This is a genomic window from Streptomyces sp. LX-29, assembly GCF_029541745.1.
Lineage (GTDB): Bacteria > Actinomycetota > Actinomycetes > Streptomycetales > Streptomycetaceae > Streptomyces.
Genome location: NZ_CP089746.1, coordinates 7,325,363 through 7,344,188, shown reverse-complemented (window position 1 = coordinate 7,344,188; position 18,826 = coordinate 7,325,363). Strand labels below are relative to the sequence as shown.

Genomic DNA, 18,826 nt, shown 5'->3' with positions numbered 1-18,826 from the left:
GTACGACCGGAGCCACCGGTCGTACGGGCGGGCCCGTCGTACGGCGGACTCCGTTCACAGCGGCGGACTCCGTCGTACGGACCCGCGCGGCGCGCCGCCACCTCGCGCCGTCAGTTCGCGGCGTCACTCCACGCCGCCACTCCACGCCGTCACTTCGCGGCGTCACTACGCGGCGTCACTACGCGGCGTCACTTCGCGGCGTCGCCGCGCGTCCCGGCCGCGGTCAGCTCCTCGTCGGCGCGGTCGTCCCCGCCGCCCTGGGCGGGCAGCCGGGCGGTGTCGGCCGGCGGGTCGGTGACGCCGAGCAGGTGCAGCAGCGGGCCCGCCATGGCCGTGGTGACCAGCGCCATCACCACCATGATCGCGAACAGTCGGGCGTCGATCACCCCGAGTCGGCGGCCGACGTCGAGGATGACCAGCTCCGTCAGCCCGCGGGTGTTCATCAGGACGCCGAACGCGGTGGCCTCGCGCCAGCGCAGCCCGGCCAGCCGCGCCGGGACCATGGCGCCCGCCAGCTTGCCGGCCACGGCGACCGCCAGGATCGCGGCCAGCACGACGACGTCCGACCAGCCGAGCGAGCCGAAGTCGACGGACAGTCCGGTGATGATGAAGAACACCGGCAGCAGCAGGGTGCCGACCTTGCTCAGCGGCTCCTCGATGCTCTCCCGCAGCCCCTGTCGCAGCTGACGGGGCATCGCCAGGCCGAAGGCGAAGGCGCCGAAGATCGCATGGGTGCCGATCCACGAGGTGACGTACGAGGAGAGCAGCGCCCCGGCGCCGACCACGGTGAACAGCCGCCCGGCCGCCGCCCGCTCCCCGGCCCGGTGCAGCGCCCAGCGCAGGAACGGACGCACGACGAGGGCCATGACCAGCGCGTAGAGGACGGTCAACACGATGACCTCGACGACCCGTCCCCCGCCGTCGGCCTCGGCCACGGCGACGACCACGACCAGCAGACACCACGCCATGACGTCCCCGATGGCCGCGCACGCCATCGCCAGCACCCCGACGGGGGTACGGATCATGCCGCTGTCGCTGAGGATGCGGGCCAGCACGGGGAAGGCCGTGATGGACATGGCGGTGCCCAGATAGAGCACGAAGGCACTGGTGCCGGTGTCCCCGCCGTACTCCGCGGCCAGCAGGACCGCGAGCCCGGCGCCCAGGGCGAAGGGCACCGCCATCGCCGAGGCGGCCATGGAGATCACCGCCCGCTGGCGACCGCGCAGCATGGCGCCGTCCAGTTCCCAGCCCGCCAGGAACATGAAGAGGAGCAGGCCGAGTTGGGCGACCGCGGACAGCAGCGGGCGGGCCTCGTCCGGGAAGATCCGCTGCGGAAGGTCTCCCGGTAACAGCCCCAGCACGCTCGGCCCGAGCGCTATGCCGACGGCGATCTCGCCGATGACCGGGGGCTGGCGCAGCCGGCGGGCCAGGGCGAGCACGCCGGCTCCCGCGAGCAGCACGATCGCGATGTCCGCCATGACGATCGCGTCCAGGGGTAGGGCGTGCGGCCCTGCCATCTGTCCTCCAGGGGGTGGGGGGCGAACAAGTGCGCGCGGGGAGGCACGCAGGCACAGTCTGCGGAGGGCGGCAACCGGATTGCCACGCATATGCGCGATGCTTCCCGCCAAACCCCGGGGAGCACTCGCCTCCGGGCGGTGAGACGTCCGCATCGTGGACGGCGGACACCCGGGGACGGTGGGCGGCCCGTGCGGCGGACAGCCCGGGAACGGCGGACGGCCCGGGCGGCGGACAGGCCGGGACGGTGAACGGCGCGGGCGGCGGACGCCCCGGGACGGCGGCCGACGGACGCCGTGAGTAGGTGCGTGACGCAGACGTCGCGCCCGGATGGCTCGGCCGGGCTGCCGGGGTCACCCCGCAGCGTTAGCCTAAGCCTGAGTGTTGCCCTGGGTGACAGCTCATGGCCCTCCGCGACCACAGCTGCCCATCCGGTCCCGCCGGCACCTTCTGCCGATCCCGTCGATCCCGTCGATCCTGTCGAATCCCGCCGATCCCGCCCATCCTGTTGATTCCGCCGATTCCGTCGATTGCATGGAAAAGTCCCCCACCCGACGCAACCGCTTGCCATGGTCGGCTGTCTAACCCGGCAGAAAAGTCAGGAGAAAGGACCGATCATGGGGGTATTCGCGGCATCGGGCCGCCGTGCGGGGGTCGCCTTGGGCGTGATGGGCATGGTGGTGCCGCTGTCGATCGCGCTGGGCTCCCCGGCGCAGGCGGCCCCGTCCTGCACCAAGGACACCGGGCCGTACCAGAAGCAGGTCGAGAAGTTCCTCGGCCGGCCGGTGGACGGAAGACAGTCCCGGGGCGACTGTCTGGCGATCCAGAAGTTCCAGACGACCCATGGCATCAGCCCGAACATCGGCTACGCCGGCTCGGCGACCTGGGGCGTCATGAAGCTCATGAACGAGCAGAAGGCGGCCGGCAAGAACCCGAACAAGGCCGGTAAGTGCCCCGTCAACAAGGGCCGCATCGCCTGCGTCGACCTCACCCGGCAGCTGAGCTGGATCCAGGACGGCCGCAAGCTGGTCTTCGGGCCGGTGCCGGTGCGCACCGGCCGGGACAAGTTCGAGACGCGCACCGGCCTGAAGAAGATCTACTGGCGGGACATCGACCATGTGTCGGACCTCTATGACGTCCCGATGCCGTACAGCCAGTTCTTCGACGGCGGTCAGGCCTTCCACTCCATCGGCGGCAGCGTGTGGTCGCCGCCCGGTTCGCACGGCTGCGTCAACATGCGCAAGTCCGACGCGAAGAAGTACTGGAGCCTGCTGAAGAAGGGCGACGACGTCTTCGTGTACGGCCGCAAGCCCGGCACGTGACAGCGCGCGGTGGACGGCGGATGACGGGGCCCTGCGCGGCCCCGTCAGGCTTGACCCGTGTCGCAGCGGCTGACCTCGCCGCCGTCCACCGCAACCGCCACCGCGAACCGCCGCCGTGAGCCGCGGCCGTGAGCCGCCACCGGGTGTGCATGCGTACTGGTGAGGCGGCCGCTCTCCACAACTTTCCTTATCCATCGCCGCACGGATCTTCATGGCTCGCCCATGGGGATTCCGCTTGGCTGGCCTGGCACGCGAGCAGTGCCCATTCGGCCCCAGCCAAGGAGTCCCATGTCCGTGCCGTCGCACACGCCGTCCACCACCCCCTCCACCCCGCCCCGCGCCGTCAGCCGACGGGCCTTCGCGCTCGGCTCGGCCGCCGCCGCGGCGGTGGCCACCGTCGCCGCCGTCGGCGTGGGCGGCCCGGGAGCCGCCGCGTACGCCGCGCCGGCCCGGGCCCGGCGGGCGCCCGGAGCGGACGGCCCCGCCGCGGGCTCGTCGTTCATCCCGCTGCCGGGCGCGGAGGTGTTCCCGGAGAGCATCGCCGTCGACCAGGCCGGCGGGACCTTCTACGTCGGGTCGGTGAAGGACGGGACGATCTTCCGGGGGAAGGTCGGCAGCGACCGGGTGACGGTGTTCTCGCCGTCGGGAGCGGACGGCCGGGCCATCGCCAACGGCATCGCGCTGGCCGGGGACCGGCTGATCGTGCTGTCGCGACAGACCGGGCGGATCTACGTCTACGACACCCGCACCTGCGACCACCTGGCCACGCTGGACAACGGTTTGGGCGGGTCCGGGACGTTTCTCAACGACCTCGCGGTGCACCGGGACGGCTCGGCCTACGTCACCGACTCGATCAATCCCTGGCTGTACCGCATGGTGCCGACGGGGACCGGCTACCGGCTGGAGCGGTCCCTCGAGTTCGCCGGCACCCCGCTCCAGTACGTGACCGCGCCGGGGGCCGCGGGCATCAACGTCAACGGCATCGTCGCGACCCCCGACGGCCGTTTCCTGATCGTCGCCAAGCGCAACGAGAACGCGCTGTACCGCATCACGTTGGCCAGCCGGAGGGTGGACCGGGTGCTGCTGCCGGCGGGCGCGTTGGAGACGCCCGACGGGATCTTCCTCAGCGGGCGGACGCTGTACGTGGCCCAGAACACCCCGCGCTCGGTGGCGGTGTTGTGCTTCACCGACGGGGACTACGCGGCCGCGACGGTCCGCGCGTCGATAGCCGACCCCACGTTCCGCTTCCCGACCTCCGTGGCCCTCCACCGCGATCGGCTGCTGGTGGTCAGCGCGCAGTTCGACTCCAAGGGCAGCCCGGCCGCCGTCAGCGGACCGAACCCGCCGGTGCTGCCGTTCGGCGTCACCGAGGTGCCGCTGCGCTGACCTTCCCGCCCCTGCCGACATCGCCGAGCCTCATCGAGAACGACCCCGCGGAGCGCACCATGCCCGAACCATCCGAACCGCCTGGACCACCTGGACCGTCCTCGCCGTCTCCGCTGTCTCCGCCGTCTCCGCCGTCTCCGCCGTCCGGGCCTCTCGACTCCTCCGGCCCGTCCGACCGTCCGTCGGAGCCCGAAGCGCCCTCGCGCCGCCGTGTCATCGTGGGCGCGGCGGGACTCACCGGCGCCGCCCTGGCCGGCACCGCCCTGGCCGGCGCCGCGTTCCTGGGCGCCACGCCGACGCCCGCCGCGGCCCGGCCCCAGGGACCGGGGCGCGGCGACGACGCCTCCGGCCCGGTCGACACCGTGCTGCTCGGCGGCCGGATCAGCACCCTCGACCCGCGCCGCCCGCAGGTCACCGCGCTCGCGGTGCGCGGCGACCGGGTCGTCGCGACCGGATCGGACGAGGAGATCCGGGCCCGCGTCGGCCGCGACACCGCGGTGATCGAGCTGCGCGGTCGGCGGGTGGTCCCCGGACTGAACGACTCGCACACCCATCTCATCCGGGAGGGGTTGAGCTACACCCACGAGCTGTCGCTGGCCGGGGTCGGCTCGGTCTCCGCCGCGCTGCGGCTCATCCGGTACCAGGCCGAGCACACACCCCCGCCGCAGTGGGTGCGGGTGGTCGGCGGCTTCAGCCGGTACCAGTTCGCCGAGCAGCGGCTGCCGACGCTGAGCGAGCTGAACGCCGCCGTGCCCGACACGCCGGTGCTGCTGCTCCACCTCTACGACCGCGCCCTGCTGAACCGCACGGCGCTGCGCGTCCTGGGCTTCGACCGGAACACCCCGGAGCCGCCCGGCTCGCAGATCGAGCGCGACGCGTCCGGCGACCCCACCGGGATGCTCATCGCCAAGCCCAACGCCACGCTGTTGTACTCCACCCTCGCCAGGCTGCCCACCCTGGACCCGGCGGACCGGCTGGTCTCCACCCGGCACTATCTGCGCCATCTCAACGCCCGCGGGGTGACCAGCGTGATGGACGCCGGAGGCGGCCATCAGACCTTCCCCGACGACTACGGTGTGATCGGTGCGCTGCACGCGGCCGGTCAGCTCACCGTCCGCGTCAACTACCACCTGTTCACCCAGCGTCCGGGTGAGGAGCTCGCCGACTTCCGGCGCATGGCGGAGCTCACCGCCCCGGGCGCCGGGGACGGTCTGCTGCGGGTGGCGGGGGCGGGCGAGATGCTGGCGTACTCCGCGGCCGACTTCGAGGACTTCGAGCAGCCGCGGCCCGAGCTCGCGCCCGCGATGGAGGAGCAACTCGGGGCGGTGCTCGGCTTCCTGCGCGACCGGGGCTGGCCGTTCCGGCTGCACGCCACCTACGACGAGTCGATCACCCGCTTCCTGTCGGTGATCGAGCGGGTCTACGGGCCGGACGGGCCCGGGGTGCCGTTCATCCTCGACCATGCCGAGACCATCGGGGACGCCACCCTGGACCGGGTGGCGCGGCTCGGCGGCGCGATCGCCGTGCAGCACCGCATGGCCTTTCAGGGGGAGGCGTTCCAGCAGCGCTACGGCGCTCGGGCCGCACGCCGGACCCCGCCGGTGGCCCGGATGCTGCGCGCGGGAGTGCCGGTGGGACTGGGCACCGACGCGACGCGGGTGGCGGGTGACAACCCGTGGATCGCGCTGTACTGGCTCGCCACCGGCCGTACCGTCGGCGGCCGGCGACTCTACGGCGGCGACAACATCCTGGAGCGGGAGGCGGCGCTGCGGCTGATGACGCAGGGCAGCGCCCGGCTCTCCGGCGAGGAGGGCGACAAGGGCACGCTGGCCCCCGGCCGGTACGCGGACCTGGCCGTGCTCTCGGAGGACTTCCTCTCCGTGGCCGACGCGCGGATCCCGGCCATCACCTCGGTGCTGACCATGGTCGGCGGTCGGATCGTCTACGCGGCGCGGGAGCACCGTCGCCTCGACCCGCCGTCGCCCCCGGTGCGGCCCGCGTACTCCCCGCTGCTCACCGGGGCCAACCGGCCGTAGCGAGCGCCGCTGGCCGAGAGAGGCGGCCGTCCCGGGAGGCGGCCATCCCGGGAGGCGGCCGGGGAGCGGTCAGCCGTCGCCGGTGAGGCGCTCGAACAGCGCCCGCAGGCTCGGCGACCGCTCCCTGCCGCGCCGGGTGGCGAGGTAGATGGCGTTGGTGACCGGCTCCCGCGGGGTGTGCAGCACCCGCAGCCGTCCGGCGTCCAGGGCGTCCCGGGCCAGATAACGGGGCACCACCCCGAGGCCGGCGCCGGCCGCCACCACCGCGACGACCCCGCGCATGTCGGCGACGGTGAGCACCGGCGCCGGGGGCGGCATGCCCCAGCACAGCCGGAAGTAGCGGCGGGCCATGGGCATCTCCTCGGAGTAGCCGACGAACCCCCGGCCCGAGGCGCCGTGGTACGGGTCGTACGCCGCCTGGTCCACGGCCCCGACCAGGACGAACTCCTCGTCGTGCGAGTGGCGCAGGAAGAGCTGTCGGGTCGGCGCCCCCTCGATCTTGGTCACCAGCGCCGCGTCCAGCTCGTCCCGCAGCAGCGCCTCCGTCAGATCGGGGGAGAGCCCGGTGCGGCAGTGCACCACCAGGCCCCGGGCCAGCAGCGGGGCCAGCAGGGGTAGGGCGTACCCGGCGAGCAGGTCCGCCGGGGCGCCGAGGAAGACGGGGCCGGTGTCGCGGTCGGCGTCGGAGCGCATCCCGCCGACCGCGCCCTCCAGGGCGTCGAGGTGCTCGGCCACCTGGGCGGCCAGGGCGTGTCCGACCTCGGTCGGCGCGATGCCCCGACCGGCCCGGGCGAACAGCGGTCGCCCCATCGACTCCTCGATGGCCCGCAGATGCTGGGAGACGGCGGGCTGGGAGAGCCCCAGCGAGGCGGCCGCCTTCGCGACCCCGCCCGTGCGGTACACACTCAGAAACGTCCGCAGCGTGACCAGTTCCGGTCTGGACATCTCGCCGACCCCTCGCAGCCCACAGCTAGAGAACCACCGTTCTCATAGCTTAGGGCAGCGGACGGAGGCCCCGCTCCGGCACCCGGCCGGCGACGCCCGGCCGGCGCGCCCCGGCCGGTGTCCCCAGCCCGCCGGGCGGCCTAGGACAGCGCGTGCCCCGTGGTGCTGTCCACGTGGTCCGGGATCTCCCCCTCGTGCCGGTCCCCCGTCGTCGGCGTCCCGGTCGGTTCGAACATCAGGATCGATCCGCCGGGCGACGAGGGCTTGTGCTCGGTGCCCTTCGGGACGACGAAGGTGTCGCCCTTCCGCAGCACCACCGTCGTCTCCCGGCCGTCGGCGTCGCGCAGCGCGACGTCGAACCGGCCGTCCAACACCAGGAAGAACTCGTCGGTGTCCTCGTGCACGTGCCAGACGTGCTCGCCGAGGGTGTGCGCGATCCGCACGTCGTAGTCGTTCATCCGGGCCACGATGCGGGGGCTGTACACGTCCGCGAAGGACGCCAGGGCCTCGGTCAGGTTCACGGGTTGTGCGTGTGCGTTCATGTGATCGATCTTCGGCGCGGCCGGCGGATCCGTCTTGTACGGAGGTGCGCCCGCGGCGGGTCAGACCGCCGCGCCGCCGAACTCGCTCACCGCGTTCTCCACGATCGTGTTCAGCCGCGCGTGGTGGGCCCCGCGCCAGTAGATCCGATCGCACTCGGTGCACTCGGCGAAGACGTCGTAGGTGGAGCGCGTGCCATGCTCCAACCGGTCGCCGACCTGCTCCTTGTCGGTGTCCCGGAGCCGGCCGTTGCAGGCGGTGCAGCGCGTCCAGGGGGCGAGGTCGGGGGCGAAGCGGCCCAGGACGTCCCGCAACTGCTCGTCGGGGCGGTCGCTGTAGACGTACGCCCCGGCCCAGATCTCGCGCCGGCGCAGCAGCCCCCGGTCGCGGGAGAGCAGCACCCGGCGCTGTTCGGCGGAGCGGGCGGCCAGCGCCGCGTCGCCGATGTCCTCGCTCTCGTACGCCGCGTCCACGCCGAGCAGTCGCAGCCGCCGGGCGAGCGTGCCCAGGTGCACGTCGAGCAGGAAGCGCAGCGGGGCGCCCGGCACGTGCTGCGGCCGGACGACGGCGTGCACCTCGACGGTCTCGCCCGCGCGGGGCACATGGGAGACCGTCGCCTGCCGGCCGTCGACCAGCAGCCGGCCGACCTCGGTGAGCGGAACCCCCAGAGATTCCACGACGTGCCCGAGGGAGGAGGCCCCGTCCGTGCGGACGCTGGTGCGCTCACGACGCCGCTCGGGCACGGCGAAGAGACGCAGCTCAGGGGCGAGGGAAAAGTGGATCTCCGGTCCGTTCACACTGCCAGGATGCCACCTCGCACCACCTCCACCTGCGGTTTTCTCCAGTGGTGAGCGCCTCACGGCACTCCGTGGCGTCGCCGGATGCGGCTGGGAGACCGCTTGCGCTCCGCTCCGCGTACGGTGCGTCACGTACGGGAGCGGAGCACACCGGGCACGTCATGCGGGAGCCGAGCGCACCGGGCACGTCAGGAGCGGGAGCCGAACGCACCGGGCGTGTCTGGTGCGGGGAGGCCGGGAGCCCGCGGGCCCCACGCGCCCGCGGGCGGGTGCGGGCGGGGCGCCGGCGCGGGCGTCACAGCCCGCGCAGCCGCTCCATATCGCGCCGGTCGCGCTTGGTGGGGCGCCCCGCGCCCCGGTCGCGCACGCCGAGAGCCGCGACCTCCTCGCGCGGGGGCGGCGGCGGGGAGTTGTCGACGTAGCACTGGACCGCCACCGGCGCCCCGACCCGCTTGCGCACCACCTTGGTGACGACCACGATCCGCTCCCGGCCGGCGTGGAAGAGCCGCACCTCGTCCCCCGCCTTGATCGCGTGGGCGGGCTTGACCCGCTCGCCGTTGACGCGCACATGGCCGCCGCGGCACGCCGTGGCGGCCAGCGAGCGCGTCTTCGTCAGCCGCACCGACCAGATCCAGCTGTCGACCCGTACGGATCCGTCGGTCCCCTCGTCTGTAGCCATGCCCCCGACCCTACGTCGTCCGGGCCCGCGGCACTCAGAGGCGGATCTCCGGCGGGAAGCCGGTCCAACGCAGCTCCTCCGGGAGATGCCCCATGTCGTTGGCGAGGAGCACGGCGGACGGCCGGCGGGGGGTGTAACGGATCACCGTCAGGGAGCCGTTGCCGTGGTTGAGGCCCACCCAGCGCCAGTTCGGGGCCTCCAGGGCGGCGCGCACCAGCCAGCCGATGACGAAGTTGTGGGTGACGACCAACTCGTGGCGCGGCGTGTCGCCGGACACCGGGCCGGCGAACCGCTCCAGCGCGGCGCGGGCCACCGCGGGTCCCTGCTCCCGCTCCTCCGCCGGGAAGCGATCCAGGAAGCCGAGCACGAAGTCGGCCACGTCGGGCGGGAGCTCCGAGCGCTCGGGCACCTGCGGGATGCAGTCGGCGGCCTCGGCGGCGGGCGCCACGGGCACCCCGTCGAGCTCCGCGCCGACCAGGCGCGCGGTCTCCGCGGCGCGGGGCAGCGGGCTGTGGTGGACCGCGGTCAGCGGCGCGCTGCGCAGCCGCCGCCCCAGCAGCACGGCCTGGCGGCGGCCGTTCTCGGTGAGTCCGCTCTGGTCCGGGAGGGCCTCGCCGTGCCGGGCGAGGTAGAGGGTTCGGGTGGCCGTTCCGTCCATGGGCCCGATCATGCCAGGCGACCGGGGCTCGGGCAGGCAGAATGGCGACATGTCACGACGCAGCTCACGCCCCCGGCGCGGCACCGCGCCCGCCAAGCCCGCCGGGCGCACCGCCACGCCAACCGCCCCCTCCGCCTGCCCCTGCGGGCTGCCCGCCGCCTATCAGGAGTGCTGCGGTCGGCTGCACACCGGGCAGGGCGTGGCCGCCAGCGCCGAGGCGCTGATGCGCTCCCGCTACAGCGCGTTCGTCGTGCGGGACGAGGCGTACCTGCTGCGGAGCTGGCATCCGCGGACCAGGCCGGAGCGGGTCGACTTCGATCCCGGGCTGCACTGGGATCGGCTGGAGGTGCTGGAGACCACGGACGGGAGCGCCTTCCACACCGCGGGCACCGTGACCTTCCGGGCGCACTACCGCCACCGCGGTCACCCGGGCGAGATGGAGGAGCAGAGCCGCTTCGCGCGGCACGACGGGGCCTGGGTCTACGTCGACGCGCTCTAGCGGGCGCCCAGCCGCAGCCCTTCGGGCCGGGGCTCCACCGGTTCGTCGCGGGCGCGGGCCCACAGTGAGCGGATGTGGCCCAGGTGCCGGGCCATGCACGCCTCGGCGCCCTCCGCGTCGCCGGCCAGCAGCAGGTCGAGGAGTTCCAGGTGCTCCTCGGCCGAGGGCAGCAGCTCGCCGCGCTCGTCCAGGCCCGTCAGGCCGTACAGCCGGGAGCGCTTGCGCAGCTCGCCGACGGTCTCCACCAGGCGCTCGTTGCCGGCGAGGCCGAGCAGGGTGAGATGGAAGCGGCGGTCGGCCTCCAGATAGCCGATGAGGTCGTGCTCGCGGGCGGCGCGGACGATCTCCTCGGCGACCGGGCGCAGCGCCTCGAGGTCCTCGCGGGCGGCGGTGCGGGCGACCCGGCCGACCGTCGGGACCTCGATCAGGGTGCGGATCTCGGTGTACTGGTCCAGGTCCCGCTCGCTGACCTCGGTGACCCGGAAGCCCTTGTTGCGCACCGGCTCGACCAGGCCCTCGCGGGCCAGGTCGAGCATCGCCTCGCGGACCGGCGTGGCGGAGATCCCGAAGTCGGCGGCGAGGCCGGGCGCGGAGTAGACCGAACCTGGGCGCAGCTCGCCCGAGATGAGCGCCGCCCGCAGGGCGTTGGCCACCTGGTCGCGCAACCGCTCCTGGGCGGTGATGAGATTGCGCTGTTTGAGATCGCCCATGTCCCGGCCTCCGTGCTTTCGCGGAGCACCAGAGTACAATGTCACGTTTTCCCCGTTGCCTCCGGTGCGATAGTGAGCCGCGCCGCCGACCTTGCCGGGATCAGTGCACCGAGGACGGCGATCACGACGCCCGCCAGAACGAGGACGGCCAGCTGCGGCATGTGCCAGACCTGCTTCGTGGACTCCGGGAACGAGATCACCCCGACGTGGTCCACCACCAGCCGGTGCGCGAGGAATGCCGGTCCGGCCGCGGCCTGGCCGGGATCTGTCGGCCAGTGGCCCTTGACGATCTCGGAGGCGAGGTCCCGGGTGTCCCCGCGGTAGAAGTCGGCGAACACGGTCTGTGTGTATCCGGCGAGGCTGACCTTGGTGAGCGCGCGGGCGGTCACCCGATCGGCGCCGGGCAGGGAGCGCAGTCGTTGTTCGGTCCCCCGGTCGTTCGGGCGCGCAACGGTCTTGCCGCTCGCGGGCGAGTCGGCCTGTACGTCGACCCTGGCAGCCCCGTCGCTTTGCGGCCGACGGCACCCACACAGCAGCGTGAGCCTGGGGCGACGGGCAGCGGGGTCGTCCCCAACCGGTCGGTGAAGCGCTGACGGGCCGGCGCCGCGCGCCCAGGTCCGCGGTCACATCGCTGGCAGCACGCGAGCGTGCGCGGCGGCCAGCGCAACGTGCACTGCCCGGTCTGCGGTCGCCTCGTCGACCGGCTCGCCGGTGAACACGAACCGGAAGTAGATCGGCGCGGCGAGGGCCTTGAGGAGTTCGGAAGGGTCGGTGTCCGCAGGTAGTTCGCCGCGCTCAACGGCTCGGGTGACAACGGGTTCCGCCCGCCGGAACCGGTCGTCGAAGAGCGCGTGCTTGATTTCGGCGAGCCGGGGGAGGCGTACGGCGTCCGAGAGGACCGTGGTCAGCAGGGCCCGGCCGGCTTGCGTGGTCATGGTGGCAACGAGGGAGCGGGCCAGCGCGCGCAGGTCGCTCTCCACCGCCCCGGTGTCGGGGATCGGGATGTCTGTGGCGAAGTGGCTGGCCAGCGCGTCGGCGACAAGGCCGTCGGAGTCTCTCCAGTTCCGGTAGATCGTCGTCTTGTGTACGCCGGCCCGTTGGGCGACGCCTTCGACGGTCAGAGCCGCATACCCGGTCTTCGTGAGCTCGGTGATGGTCGCCTCCAGCACGGCTGCGCGCATCTTCTTGCCTCGCCCGACAGCAGGGGCACGCTGTGAGGACGACCCGACAGAATCCATTGCAACTCCAGGTTGCGTTGATGGCAGAACCTGCGACAGGATCAGAGTATCGCAACCTTGAGTTGCAATGCGGCTGTGCTCTTTCGGGCCGCAGGCACTCCTGACCCATGGATCGAGGTCCCCATGACCCGTGACTCCCGGGCAGCCGCCCGAGGCTTACTGTCCGACCAGCACGACCCAGCCGCGTGCGGCGTTGGGTACGGCCCTCGCCTGATCGACCATCGCTCCGCGAACTCGGTGCCGCAAACGGTTCCGCGCATGAGCTGGACGCCGGATTCCATCCCTGATCAGTCGGGGCGACTGGTCGTCGTCACCGGCGCCAACAGCGGCATCGGGTACGTCACCGCTCGGGAACTCGCCCGCCGCGGCGCCCATGTCGTCCTGGCCTGCCGCAACCGCGAGCGCGGACGGGACGCGGTGGAGCGGCTGCGAACAGAGGTACCTGGTGCCCGCACCGAACTGCGCATGCTCGACCTCGCCGACTTGACATCTGTTCGCGGTTTCGCTGAGGGCTGGAGCCACGATCGGCTCGATCTCCTGGTCAACAACGCCGGTGTCGCCATGGTGCCGTTCTCCCGGACCGCCGACGGCTTCGAGTCCCAGTTCGGCGTCAATCACCTCGGCACGTTCGCGCTCACCGGCCTCCTCATGCCCCGCCTGCTAGCCGCCGCCGGCCCGCGCGTGGTCACGGTCAGCAGCGAGGGCCAGCGATTCGCCCGATTCGACATGTCCAACCTCAATGCCGAGCACCACTACCGCGCGGCGTTCGCCTACGTGCAGTCCAAGCGGGCAAATCTCTACTTCGCCATGGAACTGCAGCGAAGGGCTGATGCCGCCGGAGTGAGGCTGCGCAGTATGGCCGTCGCCCCCGGACTCACGCGCTCCAACGTGCTCACCGGCGGTGCCAACAGCACCCGGGGTCGCGTATACGGAGTCCTCACTCGCCTGCTCCTGCACGTCGCTTTCCGCCCCACACCAGAGGGCGCCAAGACCTCCCTGTACGCCTCAACCGTCCCCGATCTGCCCGGGGGGAGCTACGTCGTGCCCGATGGGCCGTTTCAGCTCCGTGGCGAGCCCGTCCTCCGCAGCCGGGAACGCGCCATCCAGGACGCCTCTACGGCCCACCGGTTGTGGGTGCTCTCGGAACAGCTCACCGGCGTGCACCACTCATTGCCCGCAGAACCACCTTCTCCGGCCTCGGTGCCGGTGAGTTCGCTCGCACCTCCTGACACGACCGCTCCCCGCGTGGCGCCAGCCAGGCCGCACTGATCAACGACCTCGACGACGGCCTCACCGGGGCGTGTCACATGGCAGGACCACTGCCAAGGTCATCCGCGAGCGCGCCCATCCACTCCTCGATCGCGTCGGGGGTACGGGGCAGCGCGCCGGACATCAGCCGGGCGCCGTCGGCGGTGATGACCAGGTCGTCCTCGATCCGCACCCCGATGCCGCGCAGTTCGGCCGGCAGCGTCTCGTCGTCCGGCTGGAGGTACAGCCCCGGCTCCACCGTGAGCACCTGACCCTCCGCCAGCACCCCGTCCAGATAGGTCTCCGCGCGGGCCCGGGCGCAGTCGTGCACGTCGAGGCCGAGCATATGACCGCTGCTGCACAGGGTGTAGCGCCGATACAGGTCCCCTTCCGCGTCCTTCAGCACGCCCCAGTCGGCGAGCCCCTCGGCGATGACCCGCATCGCCGCGCGGTGGAACTCCCGGAAGCTCACGCCGGGCCGCAGCGCCGCGATGCCGGCCTCCTGGGCGGCCAGCACCAGTTCGTAGACCCGGCGCTGGACGGGCGAGAAGCGGCCGGAGAGCGGCAGGGTGCGGGTGATGTCGGCGGTGTAGAGGGTGTCGGCCTCCACTCCGGCGTCGAGCAGCAGCAGTTCGGCCGGGTCGAGCCGGCCGTCGTTGTGCGTCCAGTGCAGGACGCAGGCGTGCGCGCCGGAGGCGGCGATGGTCTCGTAGCCGGTGCCGTTGCCCTCGGCGCGGGCGCGCAGCCCGAAGACGCCCTCGATCCAGCGTTCGCCGCGCGGATGGGAGAGCGCCCGCGGCAGGGCGCGGACCACGTCCTCGAAGCCGGCGACGGTGTGGTCGACGGCGAGTTGGAGCTGGGCGACCTCCCAGGCGTCCTTGACCAGCCGGAGTTCGGCGAGGGCGGCGGCGAGGCCGAGGTCGCGCGCGGCGTCGCGGCCCGGCGGCAGTCGGTCGAGCCCGTCGAGGGGGGCGCAGCGGATGCCGGTCTGCCGCTCGGCCTCGGCCAGGTCGGGGCGGCGCCCCACCCAGAACTCGCCGTAGCGGCGGTCGCGGTAGAACTCCTGGCCGGCGCGCGGCGATCGGGGCCGCAGGTAGAGCACCGGCTCGTGGCCCGCGGCGCCGTCGGGCTCCATGACCAACACATGGCCGGCCTGGTCGGGGCCGGTGAGCCCGGTCAGCCAGGCGTAGCCGCTGTGCGGGCGGAACCGGTGGTCGCAGTCGTTGGAGCGGACCCGGAGTTCGCCGGCGGGAATCAGCAGCCGCTCGCCGGGGAAGCGGGCCGAGAGTCGGGCGCGGCGGGCGGGGGTGACGGCCGCGGCGGGCAGCCGGAGGTCGCCGGGCAGCGGGGCGGCGGCCCAGCCCCGCCCCATGAAGTCGGCCAACTCCGGGGATATGGGCAGGTCATGGCTGCTGGTCTGGATGTGCGAACGCTCGGTCATCGTCGGGCCTCCCGGACACAGGTGGGTAACGGAGATGCAGAGGTCGAAGCAGACGGGTTGTCAGTAACATTTCACATTACTATGTTACGGGTCACATTCCAGTGCCGCGCGGCACGATCCCCCGTGTCGACCCGCGGCGTCATTCGACGCGCCACCAGACCAACTCCCCACCCCACACCAGGAGTCAGTGGTGTCCCACCTCCCTCACATCGGCACGACCCCACGCAGATCCACGCGGGCTCGCACGCGCGCCGCCGGCCGCGGCGGCGTTCGCGGCACCCTCGGCACCGGGCTGCTCGCCGCGGCCCTCTCCCTCGGCTGCGCCCTCCCGCTCGCGCCCGCCGCTCAGGCCGCGCCCACCACTCCGGCGGCCTTCGCCCCGACGGCCTCCGCTCCGGCGGCCGCGGGTGACGCGCACGCTCCGGTGGCCGGGGGCGCCCCGGCGGCCGGCCGCGCCGCGCCCACCGGCGACCCGCACCCCTACGACCACGCCGAACACCGCGCCACCGCCCCCGCCGTGACCACCGCCGCGCCCGTCCCCCGCGGCGGCCAGCGGACCCCCGACGGCATCTCCCGGGGCCGTACACCCGGCGACATGTCCACCGCCAAGGCCCCCCGTTCCACCGCACGGCCCGGTGGCGCCCCCTGCACCCTCGACGGCATCACCGGGCTGTCACCCCAGGGGCTCGCGGACTTCCTCACCGACCCGGCGGTCACCGCCGACGGCTGTCTGCGCGGCCTCATATGGACCTGGGACGCCCGACTCACCCCGGTGATGTCCGACGCCCACATCCAGGCCGTCGCCGGCCGCGCGGCCACCCTCTCCCCCGGCCACGACGGCACGGGCCGCAGCCACCTTCCGGAGCTGTTCACCTATCTGCACGCGGCCGCGTACCACGACTTCTCGCGCGACGAGATCGACCACACCGACGCCCCCACCGTCGACGCGGTCCGCGGCGCCGTGGCCGCCTTCGGCTCCGCCGCCCGCACCTTCGAGGCCACCCGCGCCAACGCCGTGACGCTGCGCGAGGCGCTCTACGCCGCCAGCGCCCCCGGGCTGCGCCACCATCAACTGCCGCTGATCAAGCGCACCCTGGACACCATGGCGCCGGGCGCCGCCACCGCCACCAACCCGGACTGGGCGGGCGCCGTCCTCGCCGCGCTGTCGGTGAACTACCTGGGCGTCTACCCCGGCAACAAGGACACCGCCTTCCACTCCGCGGCCGCCGCCGACGCCGGCTACCGCGCCGCCTTCCAGCGGTTCGGCGGCTACTCCCACCTCAAGGGCACCGTCAACGCCTGGGTGCCCCGCGACGCGATGAGCGAGTACGGTCGCTTCGGCCAGATCGACGGTCTCAAGGGGGGCGTCGTCACCGACCTCGGCGCGCTGCTCACCACCACGAAGAACAGCTTCGGCGAGTTCTCAGCGCCCTGGGCCAGCGTCGCGAGCTGGCTCAACTTCTTCGAGGCGTGCGCTCCGTACGGCGTGTGCAAGAAGGACATAGAGAACCGGCTGTTCCCGAACACCTTCACCTACGACAAGGGCGCCATCAAGGTCCGCACCGGACTGTCCAAGGCCACCGTCGACCAGCTCTACTACGCCAGCAAGCAGGTCAAGGCGCAGTTCCACCGGGTGCTCGGCACCAGCCAGCCGTTGGCCGGCGACCCCAACACCAGCCTCAACATCCACCTGTACGCCAGCCGCGCCGACTACGAGGTCTTCCACCCGCTGCTGACCGGGATGGGCACCGCCAACGGCGGCGTCTACATCGAGCGGGGCGCCACCTTCTACACCTACCAGCGTCGGGTGCCGCAGGACTCCACGCTCACCCTGGAGGAGCTGTTCCGGCACGAGTACACCCACTACCTCAACGGCCGCTTCGCGGTGCCCGGCTTCTTCGGCGACGGGCACTGGTACGAGGGGGACCGCACCACGGCCATGGACGAGGGCACGGCCGAGTTCTTCGACGGCGCGACCCGCGACGACGGCATAGCGGTGCGCAAGTCCCTGGTGCGCTCGATCATCCAGGACACCGCGGGCGGCGGCCCGCGGATGAGCGTCGCGCAGCTGCTGCACGCCACCTACGACGGCGACGGCTTCCGCTTCTACTCCTACGCGGGCACCTTCTTCGAGTTCCTGTGGCGGGAGCGCCCTGCCGAGCTGCGCACCATGTACTCCCTGCTGCGCGCCGACAACCCCGCCGGCTTCGACGCCTGGCGCAACCGACTGGGCGCGGACCGCGGCCTCCAGCAGGCGTACGACGCCTTCCTGGACGAGCAGATCGCCCACGTCGACGACCTCTTCGTCCCCAACACCACCTTCGTCCCCGTCGGCTCGCTGAAGTACCACCGCGCCGACGACGTCCGCATGCAGCTCCAGACCGCCACCGGCGCCTACCCCAAGTGTGGGGACAACGGTGAAGCGGCGGGCAAGCGCCGCTTCACCTGCACCGGCCGCATCACCGCCAACCTCCGTGACGCGGCCGACCCCGGACAGGTCTTCAAGGACATGTCCGAGACCGTCGACTACTTCATCCTCGACCGGTCCCGGCCCGCGGCGAACAACTTCACCGACATGAACTGTTCCTTCGGCGCGGTCGAGATCTGGTCCAACGGCCGGGCAGGCTCGGCCGACTACAGCTGTGAGGGGCCGCTGCGCGGCTGAGGGTCATCCCGAGGTCCCACAGTTGTTGCAGCTCCACCTACCGTCGGGGCCCTGGATCACCAGGGCCCCACACCTTGTACACGTCACGACAGCCTGTCCCTTCGTTTTTCAGCGCTATCCGGAAAGACGCATTGGCGGCGGTTCAGGCTGCCTCGACGAGCGATTCAGATGACGCAAAACCGCCGTGGCGGTCGCCCGGCCGTCCCGGACGGCCGTCGCGGCCGACGCGGTGGGGCGAACCACGGCGCCCGCCGCGAAGACCCCGGGCCTCGAGGTGCGGAAAGCGGCGTCCACGGCCGGTCCGCGGGTGCCGGGATCGAGGGCGATCCCGGCGCTCCGGGCCAGCTCGTGCTCCGGGATCCAGTCGCCCGCGAACACCACCGCGTCACAGCCGAGGATCGCGGTCGCACCGTCGCTGCGCCGCAGGCCGATGGATTCCAGCCGGTCCCGCCCGGTCAGGCCGGTCACCGTGGCGTCGGTCAACAGCGGGAAGCCCAGCCATGCGCGCACCGCCCGGTCGAGGGCGGCGCCGGCCGGCGGCCGCGGCGCGTCGGTCACCATCGCGACGATCACGACACCGGCCTGACGCAGCGTCAGTGCCGCCCGGTAGCCCGCCCGCTCGGCCCCGACGACGACCGCCCGCCGGCCGATCGGCTGGCCGTACCCGCGCACCGCCCGCTCCACCTGCCCGGCGGTGAACACGCCCGGCGGCCGGCCGCCCGGCACCAGCCGCGCGCCGCGCGGCCGCTCCCTGGCCCCGGTCGCCAGCACCACCGCCCGCGCGGTGATCCGCTCCAGCCCGCCCGGCCCGGTGAGGTCCACCGTGAGCGGACCGGCCCACCCGGTGACCGTGACCCCGGTCCGCACCCGGGCGCCGGCCCGCGCCGCCGCCTCGGCACGCCGCCGGACCGACGCGACGCCGACCGGCAGACCCGCCCCGACGGCCGCGAGCCCCGACCGCGGGGCGCGCCGCCGCACTCCCCCGACCACGGACTCCCGCTCCACCACCTCGACCGCGCCCGCACCCCACGCGGCAAGGTACGCGGCCGCCGTGAGCCCGGCCGGCCCCGCGCCGACGACCAGGACGTCGACCGCACGGGGGGTGCGTCCGGGCGGCGCGCTCGCCCGGTCCACGCCGGCCACCGAA

At 73.0% G+C, this 18,826-nt stretch carries 17 protein-coding genes; 6 read left to right on the top strand and 11 right to left on the bottom strand.

Annotated elements, in window-relative coordinates:
• Positions 1-188 precede the first annotated feature (188 nt).
• Complete coding sequence (locus LRS74_RS30485) at positions 189-1,517, bottom strand: cation:proton antiporter (protein WP_277744032.1); 1,329 nt, start codon at positions 1,515-1,517, stop codon at positions 189-191.
• 615 nt (positions 1,518-2,132) lie between these two features.
• Between LRS74_RS30485 and LRS74_RS30480 the strand changes: the two genes are divergently transcribed.
• The 3 genes from LRS74_RS30480 to LRS74_RS30470 all read left to right on the top strand — a co-directional run bounded on the left by LRS74_RS30480 (position 2,133) and on the right by LRS74_RS30470 (position 6,259).
• Positions 2,133-2,837, top strand: coding sequence for a L,D-transpeptidase (locus tag LRS74_RS30480; protein WP_277744031.1), 705 nt, complete (start codon positions 2,133-2,135; stop codon positions 2,835-2,837).
• Between the two features lie 288 nt (positions 2,838-3,125).
• A complete protein-coding gene (locus LRS74_RS30475) occupies positions 3,126-4,223 on the top strand; it encodes an SMP-30/gluconolactonase/LRE family protein (RefSeq protein WP_277744030.1) in 1,098 nt (365 codons plus the stop codon).
• A gap of 218 nt (positions 4,224-4,441) precedes the next feature.
• Positions 4,442-6,259, top strand: a complete 1,818-nt coding sequence (locus tag LRS74_RS30470) for an amidohydrolase (RefSeq protein WP_277744029.1) — start codon at positions 4,442-4,444, stop codon at positions 6,257-6,259.
• Positions 6,260-6,328: 69 nt separating this feature from the next.
• Here LRS74_RS30470 and LRS74_RS30465 read toward each other — a convergent pair whose 3' ends face one another.
• From LRS74_RS30465 to LRS74_RS30445, 5 genes are all read right to left on the bottom strand, one after another.
• The gene (locus LRS74_RS30465) at positions 6,329-7,204 is read right to left on the bottom strand and encodes a LysR family transcriptional regulator (protein WP_277744028.1); all 876 of its coding nucleotides are present in this window, start codon (positions 7,202-7,204) and stop codon (positions 6,329-6,331) included.
• Between the two features lie 140 nt (positions 7,205-7,344).
• Entirely contained in the window at positions 7,345-7,746 is a 402-nt protein-coding gene (locus LRS74_RS30460; protein ID WP_277744026.1) for a cupin domain-containing protein, read from the bottom strand.
• A gap of 60 nt (positions 7,747-7,806) precedes the next feature.
• Complete coding sequence (locus LRS74_RS30455) at positions 7,807-8,541, bottom strand: Mut7-C RNAse domain-containing protein (RefSeq protein WP_277744025.1); 735 nt, start codon at positions 8,539-8,541, stop codon at positions 7,807-7,809.
• Between the two features lie 295 nt (positions 8,542-8,836).
• Entirely contained in the window at positions 8,837-9,220 is a 384-nt protein-coding gene (locus LRS74_RS30450; RefSeq protein WP_277744024.1) for an RNA-binding S4 domain-containing protein, read from the bottom strand.
• 34 nt (positions 9,221-9,254) lie between these two features.
• Positions 9,255-9,878: a histidine phosphatase family protein gene (locus LRS74_RS30445; protein WP_277744023.1), complete on the bottom strand. Its 624-nt coding sequence runs from the start codon at positions 9,876-9,878 to the stop codon at positions 9,255-9,257.
• Positions 9,879-9,927: 49 nt separating this feature from the next.
• Between LRS74_RS30445 and LRS74_RS30440 the strand changes: the two genes are divergently transcribed.
• Entirely contained in the window at positions 9,928-10,377 is a 450-nt protein-coding gene (locus LRS74_RS30440; protein ID WP_277744022.1) for a YchJ family metal-binding protein, read from the top strand.
• On the opposite strand, the gene LRS74_RS30435 is transcribed toward LRS74_RS30440, so the two are convergent.
• The 3 genes from LRS74_RS30435 to LRS74_RS30425 form a co-directional block, all read right to left on the bottom strand.
• The gene (locus LRS74_RS30435) at positions 10,374-11,087 is read right to left on the bottom strand and encodes a GntR family transcriptional regulator (protein ID WP_144383831.1); all 714 of its coding nucleotides are present in this window, start codon (positions 11,085-11,087) and stop codon (positions 10,374-10,376) included. The two genes, LRS74_RS30440 and LRS74_RS30435, sit on opposite strands and share 4 nt — an antisense overlap.
• Positions 11,088-11,128: 41 nt before the next feature.
• On the bottom strand, positions 11,129-11,425 hold the full coding sequence (locus tag LRS74_RS30430) for a hypothetical protein (RefSeq protein WP_277744021.1): 297 nt from the start codon (positions 11,423-11,425) through the stop codon (positions 11,129-11,131).
• Between the two features lie 285 nt (positions 11,426-11,710).
• Positions 11,711-12,256 (bottom strand): TetR/AcrR family transcriptional regulator, encoded by a 546-nt coding sequence (locus LRS74_RS30425; RefSeq protein WP_277744020.1) that lies wholly within the window; start codon positions 12,254-12,256, stop codon positions 11,711-11,713.
• A 327-nt stretch (positions 12,257-12,583) separates the two neighbouring features.
• Here LRS74_RS30425 and LRS74_RS30420 point away from each other — a divergent pair, with 327 nt between their 5' ends.
• Positions 12,584-13,594: an oxidoreductase gene (locus LRS74_RS30420; RefSeq protein WP_277744019.1), complete on the top strand. Its 1,011-nt coding sequence runs from the start codon at positions 12,584-12,586 to the stop codon at positions 13,592-13,594.
• A gap of 34 nt (positions 13,595-13,628) precedes the next feature.
• Here the strand turns inward: LRS74_RS30420 and LRS74_RS30415 are convergent, their stop codons facing one another.
• Positions 13,629-15,014 carry an aminopeptidase P family protein gene (locus LRS74_RS30415; RefSeq protein WP_277744018.1) on the bottom strand — a complete coding sequence of 462 codons (1,386 nt, stop codon included), beginning with the start codon at positions 15,012-15,014 and terminating at the stop codon, positions 13,629-13,631.
• Between the two features lie 190 nt (positions 15,015-15,204).
• Between LRS74_RS30415 and LRS74_RS30410 the strand changes: the two genes are divergently transcribed.
• Positions 15,205-17,679, top strand: coding sequence for a collagenase (locus tag LRS74_RS30410; protein ID WP_277744017.1), 2,475 nt, complete (start codon positions 15,205-15,207; stop codon positions 17,677-17,679).
• A 114-nt stretch (positions 17,680-17,793) separates the two neighbouring features.
• Here the strand turns inward: LRS74_RS30410 and LRS74_RS30405 are convergent, their stop codons facing one another.
• Positions 17,794-18,813 carry an FAD-dependent oxidoreductase gene (locus LRS74_RS30405; protein WP_277744995.1) on the bottom strand — a complete coding sequence of 340 codons (1,020 nt, stop codon included), beginning with the start codon at positions 18,811-18,813 and terminating at the stop codon, positions 17,794-17,796.
• Positions 18,814-18,826: the final 13 nt, after the last annotated feature.

Excerpts from the sequence above, each read along its gene's own strand:
- LRS74_RS30435 (WP_144383831.1), bottom strand. The coding sequence starts at position 11,087 with ATGGGCGATCTCAAACAGCGCAATCTCATCACCGCCCAGGAGCGGTTG.
- LRS74_RS30485 (WP_277744032.1), bottom strand. The coding sequence starts at position 1,517 with ATGGCAGGGCCGCACGCCCTACCCCTGGACGCGATCGTCATGGCGGAC.
- LRS74_RS30450 (WP_277744024.1), bottom strand. The coding sequence starts at position 9,220 with ATGGCTACAGACGAGGGGACCGACGGATCCGTACGGGTCGACAGCTGG.
- LRS74_RS30420 (WP_277744019.1), top strand. The coding sequence starts at position 12,584 with ATGAGCTGGACGCCGGATTCCATCCCTGATCAGTCGGGGCGACTGGTC.
- LRS74_RS30415 (WP_277744018.1), bottom strand. The coding sequence starts at position 15,014 with ATGACCGAGCGTTCGCACATCCAGACCAGCAGCCATGACCTGCCCATA.
- LRS74_RS30460 (WP_277744026.1), bottom strand. The coding sequence starts at position 7,746 with ATGAACGCACACGCACAACCCGTGAACCTGACCGAGGCCCTGGCGTCC.
- LRS74_RS30445 (WP_277744023.1), bottom strand. The coding sequence starts at position 9,878 with ATGGACGGAACGGCCACCCGAACCCTCTACCTCGCCCGGCACGGCGAG.
- LRS74_RS30440 (WP_277744022.1), top strand. The coding sequence starts at position 9,928 with ATGTCACGACGCAGCTCACGCCCCCGGCGCGGCACCGCGCCCGCCAAG.
- LRS74_RS30465 (WP_277744028.1), bottom strand. The coding sequence starts at position 7,204 with ATGTCCAGACCGGAACTGGTCACGCTGCGGACGTTTCTGAGTGTGTAC.
- LRS74_RS30475 (WP_277744030.1), top strand. The coding sequence starts at position 3,126 with ATGTCCGTGCCGTCGCACACGCCGTCCACCACCCCCTCCACCCCGCCC.
- LRS74_RS30480 (WP_277744031.1), top strand. The coding sequence starts at position 2,133 with ATGGGGGTATTCGCGGCATCGGGCCGCCGTGCGGGGGTCGCCTTGGGC.